At 72.1% G+C, this 16,640-nt stretch carries 13 protein-coding genes; 6 read left to right on the top strand and 7 right to left on the bottom strand.

Annotated elements, in window-relative coordinates:
• Positions 1 to 44 precede the first annotated feature (44 nt).
• Positions 45 to 539, top strand: a complete 495-nt coding sequence (locus ACWDYF_RS08600; protein WP_018569118.1) for an LURP-one-related/scramblase family protein — start codon at positions 45 to 47, stop codon at positions 537 to 539.
• 813 nt (positions 540 to 1,352) lie between these two features.
• Here the strand turns inward: ACWDYF_RS08600 and ACWDYF_RS08595 are convergent.
• A complete protein-coding gene (locus tag ACWDYF_RS08595) occupies positions 1,353 to 2,126 on the bottom strand; it encodes a carbon-nitrogen family hydrolase (RefSeq protein WP_381738783.1) in 774 nt (257 codons plus the stop codon).
• 221 nt (positions 2,127 to 2,347) lie between these two features.
• Between ACWDYF_RS08595 and ACWDYF_RS08590 the strand changes: the two genes are divergently transcribed.
• Positions 2,348 to 3,172, top strand: a complete 825-nt coding sequence (locus ACWDYF_RS08590) for a maleylpyruvate isomerase family mycothiol-dependent enzyme (protein ID WP_018569120.1) — start codon at positions 2,348 to 2,350, stop codon at positions 3,170 to 3,172.
• Positions 3,173 to 3,244: 72 nt separating this feature from the next.
• On the opposite strand, the gene ACWDYF_RS08585 is transcribed toward ACWDYF_RS08590, so the two are convergent.
• Both ACWDYF_RS08585 and ACWDYF_RS08580 read right to left on the bottom strand, forming a co-directional pair.
• Positions 3,245 to 4,561: an MFS transporter gene (locus tag ACWDYF_RS08585; protein WP_389462723.1), complete on the bottom strand. Its 1,317-nt coding sequence runs from the start codon at positions 4,559 to 4,561 to the stop codon at positions 3,245 to 3,247.
• Positions 4,558 to 5,208 (bottom strand): GntR family transcriptional regulator, encoded by a 651-nt coding sequence (locus ACWDYF_RS08580; protein WP_026252741.1) that lies wholly within the window; start codon positions 5,206 to 5,208, stop codon positions 4,558 to 4,560. The genes ACWDYF_RS08585 and ACWDYF_RS08580 overlap by 4 nt, the downstream gene beginning before the upstream one ends.
• Positions 5,209 to 5,407: 199 nt before the next feature.
• On the opposite strand from ACWDYF_RS08580, the gene ACWDYF_RS08575 reads away from it, so the two are divergent.
• On the top strand, positions 5,408 to 6,310 hold the full coding sequence (locus ACWDYF_RS08575) for a D-alanyl-D-alanine carboxypeptidase family protein (protein ID WP_381738786.1): 903 nt from the start codon (positions 5,408 to 5,410) through the stop codon (positions 6,308 to 6,310).
• Positions 6,311 to 6,521: 211 nt separating this feature from the next.
• Positions 6,522 to 7,475, top strand: coding sequence for a BRO-N domain-containing protein (locus ACWDYF_RS08570; RefSeq protein WP_389462724.1), 954 nt, complete (start codon positions 6,522 to 6,524; stop codon positions 7,473 to 7,475).
• 83 nt (positions 7,476 to 7,558) lie between these two features.
• On the opposite strand, the gene ACWDYF_RS08565 is transcribed toward ACWDYF_RS08570, so the two are convergent.
• From ACWDYF_RS08565 to pdhA, 3 genes are read right to left on the bottom strand one after another with little or no spacing between them, the layout of a single operon-like run.
• A complete protein-coding gene (locus ACWDYF_RS08565) occupies positions 7,559 to 9,001 on the bottom strand; it encodes a dihydrolipoamide acetyltransferase family protein (protein WP_389462879.1) in 1,443 nt (480 codons plus the stop codon).
• 20 nt (positions 9,002 to 9,021) lie between these two features.
• Entirely contained in the window at positions 9,022 to 9,999 is a 978-nt protein-coding gene (locus ACWDYF_RS08560) for an alpha-ketoacid dehydrogenase subunit beta (protein ID WP_018569126.1), read from the bottom strand.
• Between the two features lies 1 nt (position 10,000).
• Positions 10,001 to 11,227, bottom strand: coding sequence for a pyruvate dehydrogenase (acetyl-transferring) E1 component subunit alpha (pdhA, locus tag ACWDYF_RS08555; RefSeq protein WP_381738789.1), 1,227 nt, complete (start codon positions 11,225 to 11,227; stop codon positions 10,001 to 10,003).
• A 538-nt stretch (positions 11,228 to 11,765) separates the two neighbouring features.
• On the opposite strand from pdhA, the gene ACWDYF_RS08550 reads away from it, so the two are divergent.
• Positions 11,766 to 12,782 (top strand): phosphotransferase, encoded by a 1,017-nt coding sequence (locus ACWDYF_RS08550; RefSeq protein ID WP_389462725.1) that lies wholly within the window; start codon positions 11,766 to 11,768, stop codon positions 12,780 to 12,782.
• Between the two features lie 78 nt (positions 12,783 to 12,860).
• On the opposite strand, the gene ACWDYF_RS08545 is transcribed toward ACWDYF_RS08550, so the two are convergent.
• Positions 12,861 to 14,486 carry a protein kinase domain-containing protein gene (locus ACWDYF_RS08545; RefSeq protein ID WP_451584267.1) on the bottom strand — a complete coding sequence of 542 codons (1,626 nt, stop codon included), beginning with the start codon at positions 14,484 to 14,486 and terminating at the stop codon, positions 12,861 to 12,863.
• Positions 14,487 to 14,894: 408 nt separating this feature from the next.
• Between ACWDYF_RS08545 and ACWDYF_RS08540 the strand changes: the two genes are divergently transcribed.
• Positions 14,895 to 16,556: a Stk1 family PASTA domain-containing Ser/Thr kinase gene (locus ACWDYF_RS08540; protein ID WP_381738794.1), complete on the top strand. Its 1,662-nt coding sequence runs from the start codon at positions 14,895 to 14,897 to the stop codon at positions 16,554 to 16,556.
• The last annotated feature ends 84 nt before the right edge of the window (positions 16,557 to 16,640 follow it).

Here is a 16,640-nt window from a genome sequence, read left to right as displayed (position 1 = left end):
CTACCGGCGGCGTCGGGCGGGCCCCGCCGGGGAAGCCGTGAGGCATGAGATTCCTCGTACGCGACCGGATCCTCGGCATCGGTGACGACTACTGGATCGAGGACGAGCACGGAGACAAGGTCTTCCTCGTCGACGGCAAGGCGATGCGGCTGCGGGACACCTTCGAGCTGAAGGACGCCCGCGGCCGGGTCCTGATCGACATCCACCAGAAGATGTTCGCGCTGCGGGACACGATGGTGATCGAGCGGGACGGGGAGGCGCTGGCGAAGATCCGCCGCAAGCGGCTGTCGCTGCTGCGCAACCACTACCGGGTGTCCCTGGCCGACGGCACCGAGCTCGACGTCAGCGGCAAGATCCTCGACCGGGAGTTCGCCGTCGAGTACGACGGGGAGCTGCTGGCCGTGATCTCCCGGCGGTGGCTGAGCGTCGTCGAGACCTACGGCGTCGACATCGTCCGCGACGACGCGGACCCGGCGCTGCTGATCTCGGTGGCGGTGTGCGTGATCCACCTGGCGGAGAAGGAACGGGACGAGGGCTGATCCGGCGGGCGGGTCCGGCGGGCGGACAGGGTGCGCGGGGTACGCGGCCCGCTCACCGGGTGCCCGCGCAGGGCGGTTCCGGGTGCGGTGGTGCCTGGGGCACGTGGGCTCCGGCCCGGGTGCGCGGCCGGGGCGCCGGGCTGGGTGCGCGGAGGCGAGTCCACCGGACCGGGCGCGGGGCGGCAGGCGCGCGAGCGCGGGCACAGGGCGGCCCGGCGGGGCCGGTGCCCTCCGACTCTGCCGACCCGCACGCGGGCTCGGCTCACCGCGCCGGGTGCAGCGCCGGGGCGCCGGGCTGGGGCTCGCGGGGGTGAGTCGGCCGGACCGGGTGCGGGGGCAGACCGCTGATCCAGGTACCCGGGGGGGCCGGGCCACCGGCCCGGGTACACCGAGTCCAGATCGCCGGAAGGCCGGGTGCAGCGCCGGGGCGCCGGGCTGGGGTGCCCGGGTGAGTCCGCCGAACCGGTGCGCGGGGGACGGACCACTGGTCCAGGGGCACGGCGGACGCACCACCGGCCCGGTCACGCCGATACCGCGCCACGGGCCCCTGCCCAGGCACACCGGGGCCGGATCACCGGACTCGGAACGCGGCGGACGGGCCGCCGACCCGGGTACGCCGAGGCGGACCGCCGGACCGGGCACGCCGAAGCCGGACCGCCGGACCGGGCACGCCGAAGCCGGACCGCCGGACCGGGCACGCCGAAGCCGGGCCCCCGGACCGGGTACGCCGGAGCCGGGCCCCCGGACCGGGTACGCCGGAGCCGGAGCGCCGGGTGCGGGACGGCGGACCGGGGCACGTGCCCGGTCGCCGGGTCAGAGGACCCGGTCCTTGAGGGCGGGGAACTGCTCGCGGGTCCGTGCCACCTTCGCCGGGTCGAACTCGGCGCGCAGGACCTCCTCGTCCGCTCCCGCCTCCGCCAGCACCTCGCCCCAGGGATCCACCACGATCGAGTGACCGGCCTGGGGAACCCCGGCGTGGGTCCCGGCCGTTCCGCAGGCGAGCACGAACGCCTGGTTCTCCACCGCCCGCGCGCGGGCCAGCAGCGTCCAGTGCGCCCGGCGGCGCTCCGGCCAGCCCGCCGGGACGACCAGGGTCTCGGCGCCCGCGTCGACGAGGCCGCGGAACAGCTCGGGGAAACGGAGGTCGTAGCAGGTCGCCACACCGACGACCGTCTCCGGCAGCCGGACCGCCACCAGGTCCCGGCCGGCCCCCATCAGCACCGCCTCGCCCTGGTCGAAGCCGAAGCGGTGGATCTTCCGGTAGGAGGCGGCCAGGTCTCCGGACGGAGCGAAGACGAGGGAGGTGTTGTAGAGGGTGCCGTCGATGTCCCGTTCCGGCACCGAGCCGGCGTGCAGCCACACCCCCGCGTCGGCCGCGGCCGCGCCCATCGCCTCGTACGTCGGCCCCCGCAGCGGCTCCGCCGCGCCGTCGAACTCGTCGAAGGCGAAGGCCCCGGTGGTCCACAGCTCCGGCAGCACGACCAGGTCGGCCGCGGACTCCGCGCGTACCAGCGAGGCCGCGCGCCGCCGTCGTACGGCGACCGATTCGCCCTCGTCCACGGCGATCTGGATCAGAGAGGCGCGCACACTACCACCGTCCTGGCAATCGAGTTGTCCCGACGGGCCTACGATCGTCACACGAAAGCACTGCCGGGGTGCCTCACAGCAGCGTAACTTGGGGATCCCCCCTGTCTCGAAGCGGAGCGAGAGCCCGGGGGATGCCCAAGCCGCCCGCCGACCGCCACCACTCCCCACTGGCAATGCCGCCACAACCTGACCGTGTACCGACCGCCGAGGGGTCCCGTTCCGTGAGTCTGCATCCCACCCTCCAGCCCTACGCCGATGCCTGGACCCACTCCGTCGAGGCGATATCCGAGCTGGTGCAGCCGCTCGTGGAGGGCGAGTGGAACCGGCGGACCCCCTGCCCGGGATGGTCCGTCCGCGACATCGTCTCGCACGTCATCGGCATGGACTGCGAGGCGCTGGGCGACCCGCGCCCCATCCACGCGCTGCCGCGCGACCTGTTCCACGTCACCAACGAGCACCAGCGCTACATGGAGATGCAGGTCGACGTCCGCCGCCACCACACGGCGCCGGAGATGACCTCCGAGCTGGAGTACACGGTCATCCGCCGCAACCGGCAGCTGCGCAACGAGTCCCGCGACCCGGGCACCAAGGTGCGCGGCCCGCTCGGCGCGGAGATCACCCTGGAGGAGTCGATGCGCTACCGCGCCTTCGACATCTGGGTGCACGAACAGGACCTGCGCGCCGCCCTCGGCCGCCCCGGCGACCTCGACTCGCCCGGCGCGTACGTCGCCCGGGACCATCTGCTCGACGCGCTGCCGGAGGTCGTGGCGGTGCGGGCGGACGCGCCGCGCAGTTCGGCGATCGTCTTCGACGTGCACGGCCCGGTGGAGTTCCTGCGCACGATCCGCGTCGACATCCAGGGCCGCGGCACCCTGGAGACGGCGCCCGCGCTGGGCCCGGCCGCGGCCCTCTCCCTGGACTGGGAGACGTACGTCCGGCTGGCCTGCGGCCGGACCACCCCGGAGGCGGTGGCGGACCGGGTGAAGACGGAGGGCGACCCGGAGCTGACGGCGGCGATCCTGCGGAACTTCACGGTCACGCAGTAGGAACCGGCGCTCGGGCAGCACGGCGTGACGCCGGTCCCCGCCGTGGACCGGACCGGACCGGCGTCCGGTGGTTCAGGCGGGGACGTGCACCGACTCCACCCGGCTCGCCACCAGCCGCTCCCGCTCCCGGCGGGCCGCCCGCCCGCGCAGCCGGAGGATCTGGCTGACCCCGAGCGCCTGGAGGACGAACACGGCGCAGAAGGCGACCGTGTAGTCGTCGTCCGTCGCGTCCAGCAGCACACCGATCGCGAACAGCGTCGTCATCGAGGCGATGAAACCGCCCATGTTGGTGATGCCGGAGGCGGTGCCCTGCCGCTCCGCCGGATTGGCGGGCCGGGCGAAGTCGAACCCGATCATCGAGGCGGGGCCGCACGCCCCGAGCACCGCGCAGAGCGTCACCAGCAGCCACATCGGCGCCCGTTCGCCCGGGTAGAGCAGGGTCGCCGCCCACATCGCGGCGGTCACCGCGACCGTGCCGAGCGCCAGCGGCAGCCGGGCCGCGTGGTGCCGGGCGACGATCTGCCCGAAGACCAGGCCGACGGCCATGTTCGACAGGACGACGAGCGTGAGCAGTTCACCGGCCGTGCCGCGGGACAGGCCCTGCGCCTCCACCAGGAAGGGCAGGCCCCACAGCAGCAGGAACACCATCGCCGGGAACTGCGTGGTGAAGTGCACCCACATGCCCAGCCGGGTCCCCGGCTCGCGCCAGGACGCGGCGATCTGCCGGCGCACATAGGCGGCGCCCTGATGCGGCACCGGCTCCGGCTCGTGGCCCTCGGGGTGGTCCTTCAGGAAGAGGACCAGCAGCACCAGCACCACCGCACCGGCCAGCGAGCTGCCCGCGAAGGCTGCCGTCCAGCCCAGCCCGTGCAGCAGCCGGGCCAGCACCAGGGTGGAGACGAGGTTGCCCGCCATGCCGACGAGCCCGGCGAGCTGCGCCACCATCGGCCCGCGCCGGGCGGGGAACCACCGGGTGCCCAGCCGCAGCACGCTGATGAAGGTCATGGCGTCGCCGCAGCCGAGCAGCGCCCGGGAGGCGAGCGCGGTGCCGTACGACGCCGAGAAGGCGAAGCCGAGCTGGCCGGCCGTGAACAGCACCACGCCGATGCCCAGCACCTTCTTGGTGCCGAGCCGGTCGACGAGCAGGCCGACGGGTATCTGCATGCCCGCGTAGACGAGCAGTTGGAGGATGGAGAAGGTGGACAGCGCGGAGGCGCCCACGTGGAAGCGGTCGGCGGCGTCCAGTCCGGCGACGCCCAGCGAGGTGCGGAAGATGACCGCGACGAAGTAGACGGCGACACCTATGCACCACACGGCGACGGCCCGCCGGCCGCCCGGCGGATCGCCGGGGAGGGTGACGGAGGCCGTCGTACCGGCCGTGGAGCTCATCGGACCTCACCCCGCGCCAGGTGCGAGAACCAGCTGACGTGCCGGTGGACGACATCGACGGCCGCCTCGGCGTCGCCGTCGCGCAGCGCCCGCAGGATCTCCTCGTGCTCGGTGAGCGTCTTGGCGATCCGGTCGGGATGGGAGTGCATGACGGCCACGCCCATGCGCAACTGCCGGTCGCGGAGCTGGTCGTAGAGGCGGGAGAGGATCTCGTTGCCGCCGCTGCGGACGATCTCCGCGTGGAAGCAGCGGTCGGTGACGGAGGCCGCCGCGAGGTCGCCCGCCGCCGCCTGCTCCTTCTGCTGCTCCAGCAGCTCCTCCAGCCGGGCGATGAGGGCGGGCGGGGCGGGGACGGCCTTGCGTGCGGCGTGCTCCTCGACCAGCTGCCGGGTCTCGACGACGTCCGCGATCTCCTGGGCGGACACCGGCAGGACCAGCGCTCCCTTCTTCGGGTACAGCTTGAGCAGCCCCTCGACCTCCAGGCGCAGCAGCGCCTCGCGCACCGGGGTGCGGGACACCCCGACCGCCTCGGCCAGTTCGCCCTCGGTCAGGAGGGTGCCGCCCTCGTAGCTGCGGTCCAGCACCGCTTGCTTGACATGGGTGTACACGCGGTCGGCGGCGGGGGGCTGCTTCACTGCCAGGCTCATGCCGACAGCATAGATACAACACGTACGCATAAGGGATGCCGTCCAGCATGCGGACCGGCCGCCGCGATCCGCACGATTTCCCCTCGTCCCGTGAACAACCAACTGTGCTACTTACGTGTCCTACAGACGCGGCCCTTCTTTTGTTGTCCCACAACTCGGCCGCACCATAGGGTTTTTCGACATAATCGGGGTATCTCACTTGAAAACCGGCATCCAGGCCACCCGACTCCGCAGAGCCGCAGCCGTCGCCCTGACCTCCGGCGCGGTGCTCGCCGCGGCAGCGCTGACCGCGGCCCCCGCGCAGGCCGTCGCCACGCCCTCCATCGCGGCCAAGGGCGGCTACGCGATGAACAACGCGAACGGCTCCTCGCTGTACACGAAGAACGCGGACACCCGGCTGTCCACCGGCTCCACCACGAAGATCATGACCGCCAAGGTCGTGCTGTCGCAGCGGGGTCTCGACCTCAACTCCAAGGTCACCATCCAGAAGGCGTACAGCGACTACGTCGTGCGCAACAACGCCTCCCAGGCCCACCTGATCGTGGGCGACAAGGTGACCGTGCGCCAGCTCCTGTACGGGCTGATGCTGCCCTCGGGCTGCGACGCCGCCTACGCGCTGGCCGACAAGTTCGGCTCGGGCAAGACCCGTGACGCCCGGGTCAAGTCCTTCATCGGCAAGATGAACACCGCCGCCAAGGACCTGAAGCTGAAGAACACGCACTTCGACTCGTTCGACGGCATCGGCAACGGCAAGAACTACTCGACGCCGCGCGACCTGACGAAGATCGCGAGCAGCGCCATGAAGAGCTCCACGTTCCGCTCGGTCGTGGCGACCAAGTCGTACCGTGCCAAGACCGTCACCAAGACGGGCTCCACGCGCACGATGGCGACCTGGACCAACACGAACACCCTGCTCAGCAGCTACAAGGGCGCCATCGGCGTGAAGACCGGCTCCGGCCCCGAGGCCAAGTACTGCCTCGTCTTCGCCGCCACCAAGGGCAAGAAGACCGTCATCGGCACGGTCCTGGCCTCCACCTCCGTCAACCAGCGCGGAACCGACGCCACCAAGCTCCTCAACTACGGCTTCGCCCGCCTGGGCTGACCCGGCCGACGAAGCGAAGGGCCCCCGCCGGCATCCGGCGGGGGCCCTTCCCCGTCCCGCCACCCACCTGCGCCCCGGCCCGCCCGTCATACACCTCCGGCCGCCCTCTTGCGGGCGTATCGGCCATCTTCCCTCGCAATCGTGAAGATCCTGCTCCTGGCTGGCATATGCGCTTTTGCCCGCTCTACCTTCCGCAGCGGAGGTGGTTCGCATGAACGAACCCAGCAGGAAGCCCCACCCGGTCCAGCGCCATGGGGCGATCGACATCAATGACTTCGTGTACGCCTCGACCGGATCGAGGATCCGGCGGCTCACGATGCCCGACGGAAGCCACTGGTTCCCGGCGGTGGACGTGTGCCGGCAGTTGGGGCACAGCAATGCGCGGCAGGCGCTCAGCGACCATGTCCCCGAGGAGCACCGAGAGATTCTCGAGACCGTCACCGGAGCTTACGGTCTCAGCGTTCCCGCAGGTCGGCAGTGGCGCCGAGACTTGAATCTGATCACTCTCCAGGGCCTGATCCTCCTCGTCAACGCCTGCACCAAGCCGGCCTGCGCCCCCTTCAAGCAGTGGGTCGCGGAAGTGATCGAGACCGTGCAGCGCGAGGGTTCCTACACCCTGGAGGAGGCCGAGGTGCAACCCGCGGCACCGGGGTCGCCGATCGCCTACGCCATGCCGGAACAGGTCGCCGACGCCATCGTCCGGCTGGAGTCGCACAACCTCCAGGTGGACGAGGAGATTGCGAACGCACAGCGTGAATCGCTCGCCGTGCAGAAGCAGATGCTGGCCGCGCAGCAGGCGACGCTCGCCGCCCAGCAGGTCATCGCCCAGGCCATGCAGCGCATCGCGGACCGGCTGGACACCCCGGCCCTGGAACGGCCCGCGCGGGTGACGGCCGCCGGGGGGACCACCACGGAGGCCGTACTGGCCGACTGGCGGCGGCGGTTGTCCGTCACCGAGGACGTGTGGGCGGTGGCCGTGGTGATCGCCCCCGTGCTCGTCGAGGAGGGGGAGCTGCGCCGGCCGCTCGAATCGATCGCGGCGCGCACCGGGCTGCCGGTGCGGCGGGTCAACGAGTGCCTGCGGATGCTGCGCAAGCACGCCTGCATCCGGTCGCGGGGCGCGGCGAAGGACGGGGCCCCGGTGTACGTGCTGAACCGCACCTGAGTGCGGGCAGCGCGGAGGGGCCGGTCGCAAACCAGAGTTGCGGCCGACCCCTCCAGGTCGCCGAGGCTAGCGGATCAGAGCCGTCAGGCCCAACTGATCAGCCGCTTGGGGTGTTCCAGGATCGCGGCGACATCGGCCAGCACCTTGGAGCCCAGCTCGCCGTCGACCAGGCGGTGGTCGAAGGAGAGGGCGAGGGTGGTGACCTGACGGGGCTTGACCTTGCCCTTGTGGACCCAGGGCTGGAGCTTGATCGCACCGACCGCGAGGATCGCGGACTCACCGGGGTTGAGGATCGGCGTGCCCGTGTCGACGCCGAAGACGCCGACGTTGGTGATGGTGACCGTGCCGCCCTGCATGGCCGCCGGGGACGTCCGGCCCTCGCGGGCGGTGGCGACCAGCTCGCCCAGGGACTCGGCGAGCTGCGGGAGCGTCTTGGCGTGGGCGTCCTTGATGTTCGGCACGATCAGCCCCCGGGGGGTGGCCGCGGCGATGCCCAGGTTGACGTAGTGCTTGAGGACGATCTCCTGGGCGGCCTCGTCCCAGGACGCGTTGATGTCCGGGTGGCGCTTGATCGCGACCAGCAGCGCCTTGCTGATCAGCAGCAGGGGGTTCACGCGCAGGCCGGTGAACTCCTTGTCCTGCTTCAGCTCCTCGACGAGCTTCATGGTGCGCGTCACGTCCACGGTCACGAACTCCGTGACGTGCGGGGCGGTGAACGCGGAGCCGATCATCGCCGCCGCCGTGGCCTTGCGGACGCCCTTGACCGGGATGCGGGTCTCGCGGCCGGTGTCGTAGGAGGCGGCCGGGGCCGGGGCGGTGGCCGGGACAGCGGCCGGGGCGGCCGGGGCCTGCGCCGCCGGTTCCGCCGTCGCCGGGACCGCCGTCGCGGCGGCGGTCGTCGTGGCCGCCGCGTGCACGTCCTCGCGCGTGATGATGCCGTCCGGCCCGGAGGGGACCACGGTCGTGAGGTCCACGCCGAGGTCCTTGGCCAGCTTGCGCACCGGAGGCTTGGCCAGCGGGCGTTCCCGCACCTCGGGGGCGGGCCCGGTGCCGTGGCCGTTCAGTTCGGCCTGGACCGCCGTCGCCGCCGGGTTCGCCCCGGCGGTCCCGGCGCCCTTGCGCGGACGGCGCTTGCTGGCGGAGGTGGAGACGCCGTAGCCGACCAGGACCGGCTGGCGGCCCTCCGGCTTCGGCTCCTGGGCGGCCGGCCGGTCCTCGACGGCCGGGGCCGCCTGGGCGGGCACCTCGGCCTGGGGCTCGGCCGGGGCCGCGCCCGCGACGGCCACCGCGATGATGGCCGTGCCCACGTCCACCGTGGTGCCCTCGGGGAAGCGCAGCTCGCGGACCACGCCGTCGTAGGGGATGGGCAGTTCGACGGCCGCCTTGGCGGTCTCGACCTCGCACACCACCTGGCCGTCGGTGACCGTGTCGCCGGGCTGGACGTACCACTTGAGGATCTCGGCCTCGGTCAGCCCCTCGCCGACGTCCGGCATCTTGAACTCGCGTACGGACGCAACATCCGTCATCGTCGTCACGACCCTCTCCCTCAGTACGCCAGCGAGCGGTCGACGGCGTCGAGCACGCGGTCGAGGTCCGGCAGATAGGACTCCTCCAGGCGCGCCGGCGGGTACGGCGCGTGGTAGCCGCCGACCCGCAGGACGGGGGCCTCCAGGTGGTAGAAGCAGCGCTCGGTGATCCGGGCGGCGATCTCCGCGCCGGAGCCGAAGAAGACCGGGGCCTCGTGGACGACGACCAGGCGGCGGGTCTTCTCCACCGACGCCTGCACGGAGTCGAAGTCCAATGGGGAGACCGAACGCAGGTCCAGGACCTCCAGGGACTTGCCCTCCTCGGCGGCCGCGGCGGCGGCCTCCTGGCAGAGCTTGACCATCGGGCCGTAGGCGGCCAGCGTGAGGTCGGTGCCCTCGCGGACGACCTGCGCCCTGTGCAGCGGGGCGGGGATGGCCTCGGTGTCGACCTCGGCCTTGTCCCAGTAGCGCCGCTTGGGCTCGAAGTAGATCACCGGGTCGTCGCTCTGGATGGCCTGCTGCATCATCCAGTACGCGTCCGACGCGTTGGACGGGGAGACGATCTTCAGGCCCGCCACGTGCGCGAAGAGCGCCTCGGGGGACTCCGAGTGGTGCTCGACCGCGCCGATGCCGCCGCCGTAGGGGATGCGGACCACGACCGGCATCTTGACCTTGCCCAGCGAGCGGGCGTGCATCTTCGCCAGCTGGGTGACGATCTGGTCGTAGGCCGGGAAGACGAAGCCGTCGAACTGGATCTCCACCACCGGGCGGTAGCCGCGCAGGGCCAGGCCGATCGCCGTGCCGACGATGCCGGACTCGGCCAGCGGGGTGTCGATCACGCGGCTGTCGCCGAAGTCCTTCTGGAGGCCGTCGGTCACCCGGAACACACCGCCGAGCTTGCCGACGTCCTCGCCCATGACGAGGACCTTGGGGTCCGCTTCCAGGGCGCGGCGCAGCGACTCGTTGATCGCCTTGGCCAGGGCCATCTTCTCCGCCATCTCAGACCCCCTCGGCGTCCGCGAACGACGCCTGGTAGGCGGCGAACTGGGCGCGCTCCTCGTCGACGAGCGCGTGCCCGTCCGCGTACACGTTCTCGAAGATGGCGAAGTGGTCCGGGTCCGGCATGGCACGGACCGCCTCGCGCACTCGCTTGCCCAACGTCTCGCTCTCGGCCTCGAGTTCCGCGAAGAATCCCTCGTCCGCGTGGTGTGACGCCTCCAGGTGGCGGCGCAGGCGCAGGATCGGGTCCTTGGCCTCCCAGGCGGCCCGCTCGTCGTCGTGGCGGTAGCGGGTGGGGTCGTCGGAGGTGGTGTGGGCGCCCATACGGTACGTGTACGCCTCGACCAGGGTGGGGCCCTCGCCCGCGCGGGCGCGCTCCAGCGCCCACCGGGTGACCGCGAGCGTGGCCAGCACGTCGTTGCCGTCGACCCGGACGCCGGGGAAGCCGTAGCCCTGCGCGCGCTGGTAGAGCGGCACGCGGGTCTGCTTCTCGGTCGGCTCGGAGATGGCCCACTGGTTGTTCTGGCAGAAGAACACCACGGGGGCGTTGTAGACGGCGGAGAAGGTGAAGGACTCCGCCACGTCGCCCTGGCTGGAGGCGCCGTCGCCGAAGTAGGCGATCACCGCGCTGTCGGCGCCGTCCTTGGCGATACCCATGGCGTAGCCGGTGGCGTGCAGCGTCTGCGAGCCGATGACGATCGTGTACAGGTGGAAGTTGTTGCCGTTCGGGTCCCAGCCGCCGTTGTTCACGCCGCGGAACATGCCGAGCAGATTGGTCGGGTCGACCCCGCGGCACCAGGCGACGCCGTGCTCGCGGTAGGTCGGGAAGACGTAGTCGTCGTCGCGCAGGGCGCGGCCGGAGCCGATCTGGGCGGCCTCCTGGCCGAGCAGCGAGGCCCACAGACCCAGCTCGCCCTGGCGCTGGAGGGCGGTGGCCTCGGCGTCGAAGCGGCGGGTGAGCACCATGTCGCGGTACAGGCCGCGCAGGTCGTCGGCGGTGATGCCGGAGACGTACTTGTCGTACTCGGCGTTCTTGACGCGCTTGCCCTCGGGCGTCAGTAGCTGCACGAGGCCGGGCTCGGCACCCTTCGCGGCTGCGGCCTTCCTGGCGGTCGTGCGGGTGGTGCCCTTGGTGCCGGTGGTGCCGGCCGCCTTGGTGCCGGACGTGCCGGCCTTGCTTCCGGCGCTGCGTCGCGATGTGCGCGCGGCAGTGCTCTCCACGGTCACGTGTGCTCCTCCGTCGGTCCGGCCCCCGGGGTTGCCGGTAGGCCAGTGCGGCTCACCTGTTTCGACCACGGGGCACGGGGTGGGTGCCACTCGGCCGGGAACAGGCGTGACAGGTGCCCCGGCGAGCGCCCTGCAACAGCCACGTTACCCAGTGCTCCACATTTCTGGGAAACCCCTCCTGACCTGCGCGTTTCCTTGGATTTCCAAGTATTTTCGCTTGGACGTCCAAGTACCTCGCCGGGCACGGGGGGCAGCCGCTGGTCACAGCCTTGCAGGGGGCCGGAACACCGGCACGTTATCCCGGTCACCCCGTAGTCGGGAAGAGTTCATGAGTGGCCGGAACCGCTCTTGACCGTCCACGCCGCCACACGGCCGAGGGCCCAGAAATCGGGACGAAGGGAGAACGAAGGGAGAACGACCCGGTGATCTCATGTGACCGAAAGCGACTTGCGATGACTGTCTGTGACAAGCCCCAGCTCACCGGCCCGGCCGTTGCCCTAGCATCTGCCGCGTGCAGCGCCCATGTGTACCACCCTCTGTGCCCCTCGCGCCCCCTCTGAACGCTCTGCTGCGCCGGTACGCCGCCGGTTCCGCCGTCGCCTGCGAGCCGGTCGACCAGGGGCTGCTCAACCGCGGATACCGGCTGTGCACGACCCGCGGACGGTACTTCCTCAAGCATCACTTCGACCCCGACACCGCCGACCCCGCCTCGATCGCCCGCCGGCACCGCGCCACCCAGCGCCTGGCCGACCTGGGCGTCCCGGTGGCGCCCGCGCTGGCGGGCCGGGACGGACGCACGGTCGCCGTCGTCGGCGGCCACGCCTACGCCCTGTACCCGTGGATCGACGGCAGGCACCGGCACGGCGGCCAGCTCACCACCGGCCAGTGCACCCGCCTGGGCGCGCTGCTGGGCGCCGTGCACGCCTGTCTGGAGCGCGTGATGCCCCCCAAGGCGCGCACCCGGCCCGCGCGGGGACCGCACCCGGTCGAGAGCGCCGACCCGGCCGACACCCTCAGCCTGATCGACGACCTGCTCGGCCACGTCCGCCGCCACCGGCCGCCGGACGCCTTCGACGAGCTGGCCCGGCACCGGCTCCTGGAGCGCCGCACCCTGCTGGAGCAGCACGCCGCCCGTCGCCCGCCGCCCGGCGGCCCGGTGGGCTGGGTGCACGGCGACTTCCACCCCTTCAACGTGCTCTACCGGGGGGACGCGCCCGCCGCGATCGTCGACTGGGACCGGCTCGGTGTGCAGCCGCGCGCGGAGGAGGCGGTCCGCGCCGCGGCGATCTTCTTCGTCCGGCCGGGCGGCACCCTGGACCTGTCCAAGATCACGGCCTACGCGCGCGCGTACCGCCGCGCGGCCGGGGCCACGGCCGCGGAGCTGGCCGCCGCCGTGCACCGGGTGTGGTGGGAGCGCCTCAACGACTTCTGGATGCTGCGCTGGCACTACGAGCGCGGCGACACCCGCGCCGATCCCCAGTTCCCGGCCGCCTCGGCGCTGGTGGTGTGGTGGACGACGGAGTACGACGCGGTGTGCGGGGCGTTCGCGCAGTAGGCGGCGGTCCGGGGGCCCGGCCGTACACGCACGCGCGCGTGGAACCCCGACAGGGTTCCACGCGCGCGGGAGGGACGATCAGGGGTTGCTGGAGCCGTCACCCGGATCGTCCGGGCCGGTCGTTCCGCCGGTGCCCGGCCCGCCGGACGGCGGCGGGGAGTTGTTGGTGCCGCCGCTCCCGTTCCCGGACGTCGGGGACTGCGCCGGCGGGCTGGAGACCTCGTGGGTGGGCTCTTCCGAGGGCTCGTCGGTCGTGTCGTCCGTGGGCTTCTGGGACGGCGACCACGACGGCCGCTGCGAGGGCTTGTGGTTCCAGCCCGTGCCCGCCGAGCCCGACCCGGTGTCCGTGGACGAGTCCGAGGGCTGCCCGGTCGAGTCGTCGGTCGGACTGGAGCTGGGCTGCTCGTCCTGGGTGGACTGGGTGGCCGAGGGCGAGGTGGTGGTGCCGGAGGTGCCGCCGTCGCCGCCCTTGCCGCCGGTGCTGTGCAGGGCCAGCGCCACGCCCGCCGCGATGGCGACCACCGCGAGCACGGCGAGGATCCACAGCTTGCCCCGGCCGCCCTCGCGCCGGTTGCCGTGCCCCTCGAAGCCGCCGTCGTCGCGGTTCCCGTACCCGGAGGGCAGGATCGGCTGCGGGATCTGCGTGGTTCCGGCGTGGGCCTCGCCGTGGTGCGGCATCACCGTCGTCCCGGCGAAGCCGGACGCCGGGGTGTGCCGGGCGTCCGGGGCCGCCACCGGACCGGTGTTCCAGGTGCCGGTGTGGCCGCCCTGCTCGTAGAGCATCTGGAGGGAGTACTGGACCAGGCCGCGCATCTCCTCGGCGGTCTGGAACCGGTCGTCGGGCTCCTTGGCGAGCGAGCGCATGACCAGGCCGTCGAGTTCGGGCGGACAGGCGCCGCCCGAACTCGACGACGGCGGCACCGGCATGTCCTGGACGTGCTGGTAGACCACCGACAGCGGGGTCTCGCCGGTGAACGGGGGGCGCAGCGCGAGGAGTTCGTACAGCAGGCAGCCGGTGGCGTACAGGTCGGAGCGGTGGTCGACGGCCTTGCCGAGGGCCTGCTCCGGGGAGAGGTACTGCGGGGTGCCCATGACCATGCCGGTCTGCGTCATCGTCGTGGACGCCCCGTGCAGGGCGCGGGCGATGCCGAAGTCCATCACCTTCACGGCGCCGTGGTCGGTGATGATGACGTTGGCGGGCTTGATGTCGCGGTGCACGATGCCGTGCTGGTGCGAGTAGGCCAGCGCCTCCAGGACTCCGGAGACGATGATCAGCGCCTGCTCGGGGCCCGGCGCCTCGGCGTTGAGCAGCAGGTCGCGGATGGTGCGGCCCTCGACCAGCTCCATCACGATGTACGGCACCGACTGGCCGCCCACGACGTCCTCGCCGGAGTCGTACACGGCGACGATCGCGTGGTGGTTGAGGCCGGCCACGGACTGCGCCTCGCGCGTGAAGCGGGCCTTGGAGACGGGGTCCTCGGCCAGGTCCGCGCGGAGCAGCTTGACGGCGACGGTACGGCCCAGCCGTACGTCCTCGGCCGCGAACACCTCGGCCATGCCGCCCCGGCCGAGCCGGTGCGTCAGCCGGTACCGGCCGTCGCCGACCAGACCGCCATTGCCCCACATCTCCGGCATGTCCGACATACCGCCGCCGCCAGACGCCTCGGGGTCGGACGGGCCCTGGGCGCGTTGCGTCTGGTCCATCAGTCCTCGCCGTCGTTTCTGCCCGCGGGTGCGCGGTGTTGTCACGGTCTCCGTCGGCCACGCTACAGGCTCGGCGCAAGCCGCCGGTCCGGGTTCACCGCGGGGACCGGTCCGGGACGGACCGGCCATCAAACCGCGAGCGGCCGCCGTCGTGCAAATCCCGTGTACCGGTCGTACGACCGCTGTAACGCTTGCGCGACGCTTCTTTCGCGTACGGTCACGGAACGGGCACCGAGCTTGACGTGTCGGTGCCCTGGGGCAGACTTGGCCGGGAATAACACTTTCGATCATCGAGATCCGGACATGAGGTCAGGTCACGTCCGGTCCCGGGGACCGTCGACATGTCCGGGGACAGCCGATCGCGCGCGCGGCAGCCGCTGCCGCCGCGCTACATGGGGGACGCAGAAGATGAGCCAGGACGGCGCACAGAGCCGGTTCGCGGGGAGGGCGCTGGCCGGCGGCCGGTACCAGCTGCGCGACTTGCTCGGCGAGGGCGGCATGGCCTCGGTCCACCTCGCCTACGACTCCGTGCTCGACCGCCAGGTCGCGATCAAGACACTCCACACCGAACTGGGCCGGGAACCGGCGTTCCGCGAGCGGTTCCGCCGCGAGGCCCAGGCGGTGGCCAAGCTCACGCACACCAACATCGTCTCGGTGTTCGACACCGGCGAGGACACGCTGGACTCCATGACGACGCCGTACATCGTCATGGAGTACGTCGAGGGCCGGCCGCTGGGCTCGGTGCTCGACGAGGACGTGCGGCGGCAGGGCGCGATGCCCGCCGACCAGGCGCTGAAGGTCACCGCCGATGTGCTGGCCGCCCTGGAGATCAGCCACGAGATGGGCCTGGTCCACCGGGACATCAAGCCGGGCAACGTGATGGTGACCAAGCGCGGCGTCGTCAAGGTCATGGACTTCGGCATCGCCCGCGCCATGCAGTCCGGCGTCACCTCGATGACCCAGACCGGCATGGTCGTCGGCACCCCGCAGTACCTCTCGCCCGAACAGGCCCTGGGCCGGGGCGTGGACGCGCGCTCCGACCTGTACTCGGTCGGCATCATGCTGTTCCAGCTGGTCACCGGGCGGCTGCCGTTCGACGCCGACTCGCCGCTGGCCATCGCCTACGCGCATGTGCAGGAGGAGCCGGTGGCGCCCTCCTCGGTCAACCGCGCGCTGCCCCCGGCGGTGGACGCGCTGGTCGCCCGCGCGCTGAAGAAGAATCCCAACGAGCGCTTCCCGAGCGCCGAGTCGATGCGCGACGAGTGCCTGCGCGTGGCGGCCTCCTTCCAGGCGGCCCCGCCCAGCATCGTCCCGGGTTCCCATGCGCCGAGCGGCGCGGGCGTCGGCTCCGCGGTGTTCCCGCCGGTCGACACCGCGCCGCCGGTCGCCGGCCAGGTGCAGACGCCGTACCAGCCCGCCCCGGCGCCGCACCCGTACGGCACCCCGGCCCCGGGCCCCGCCCCCACGCCGTCGTACGGCTACCCGCAGCAGACGGCCGGGTACCAGACCCCGCCCGCCGCCTCGCCCTACGCCCCGCAGCAGGCGTCGACGCCCCCGCCGTACAACCTCACCCCGCAGTCCCCGCCCGCCTCCTCGGGCGGCCGGGGGAACAACAAGGTGGTCATCGTCGCCTCGGCGGCCGTCGCCGTGATCGCCGTCGCCGGTCTGATCGCCGCGCTGCTCCTGAACGGCGGCGGTGACGACGACAAGGCCAAGGGCGACGACACCGCCACGAGCGCGAGCCCCGGCTCCTCCTCGGCCCCCGTCGAGGGACACCGCGGCCCCGACACCTCCAAGACGATCGACGTGAGCTCCTGCAAGGAACCGCAGGAGTCGTACAACGACCCCAAGCTGATCAAGGTGCCGAACTTCCAGTTCAAGTACATCGGCTCGGTCAAGGAGTGCCTCCAGGCGGCCGGCTGGCACCTGAAGGAGGTCAAGCAGGACGAGAACACCTACGGCCAGGGCACCGTCATGAGCCAGTTCCCCGCCGCCGACACGGACGTCGACCCGAAGAACATGCCGACGATCCAGCTCTATGTGTCGACGGGCGACCCGGCGACGTCCTGACCGGCGGCCCCGCCCGGCGAACGGACACGGAGGAGGGCCCGGCAGCCTGGCTGCCGGGCCCTCCTCCGCTCATGTGCGTGTGCG

This window comes from Streptomyces sp. NPDC003284 (assembly GCF_053589675.1).
The sequence above is the reverse complement of the archived record's forward strand: the minus strand, read 5'-3'. Positions and strand labels throughout refer to the sequence as shown.

Excerpts from the sequence above, each read along its gene's own strand:
- ACWDYF_RS08600 (WP_018569118.1), top strand. The coding sequence starts at position 45 with ATGAGATTCCTCGTACGCGACCGGATCCTCGGCATCGGTGACGACTAC.
- ACWDYF_RS08585 (WP_389462723.1), bottom strand. The coding sequence starts at position 4,561 with ATGAGCTCCACGGCCGGTACGACGGCCTCCGTCACCCTCCCCGGCGAT.
- ACWDYF_RS08580 (WP_026252741.1), bottom strand. The coding sequence starts at position 5,208 with ATGAGCCTGGCAGTGAAGCAGCCCCCCGCCGCCGACCGCGTGTACACC.
- ACWDYF_RS08570 (WP_389462724.1), top strand. The coding sequence starts at position 6,522 with ATGAACGAACCCAGCAGGAAGCCCCACCCGGTCCAGCGCCATGGGGCG.
- ACWDYF_RS08565 (WP_389462879.1), bottom strand. The coding sequence starts at position 9,001 with ATGACGGATGTTGCGTCCGTACGCGAGTTCAAGATGCCGGACGTCGGC.
- ACWDYF_RS08560 (WP_018569126.1), bottom strand. The coding sequence starts at position 9,999 with ATGGCGGAGAAGATGGCCCTGGCCAAGGCGATCAACGAGTCGCTGCGC.
- ACWDYF_RS08545 (WP_451584267.1), bottom strand. The coding sequence starts at position 14,486 with ATGGACCAGACGCAACGCGCCCAGGGCCCGTCCGACCCCGAGGCGTCT.
- ACWDYF_RS08540 (WP_381738794.1), top strand. The coding sequence starts at position 14,895 with ATGAGCCAGGACGGCGCACAGAGCCGGTTCGCGGGGAGGGCGCTGGCC.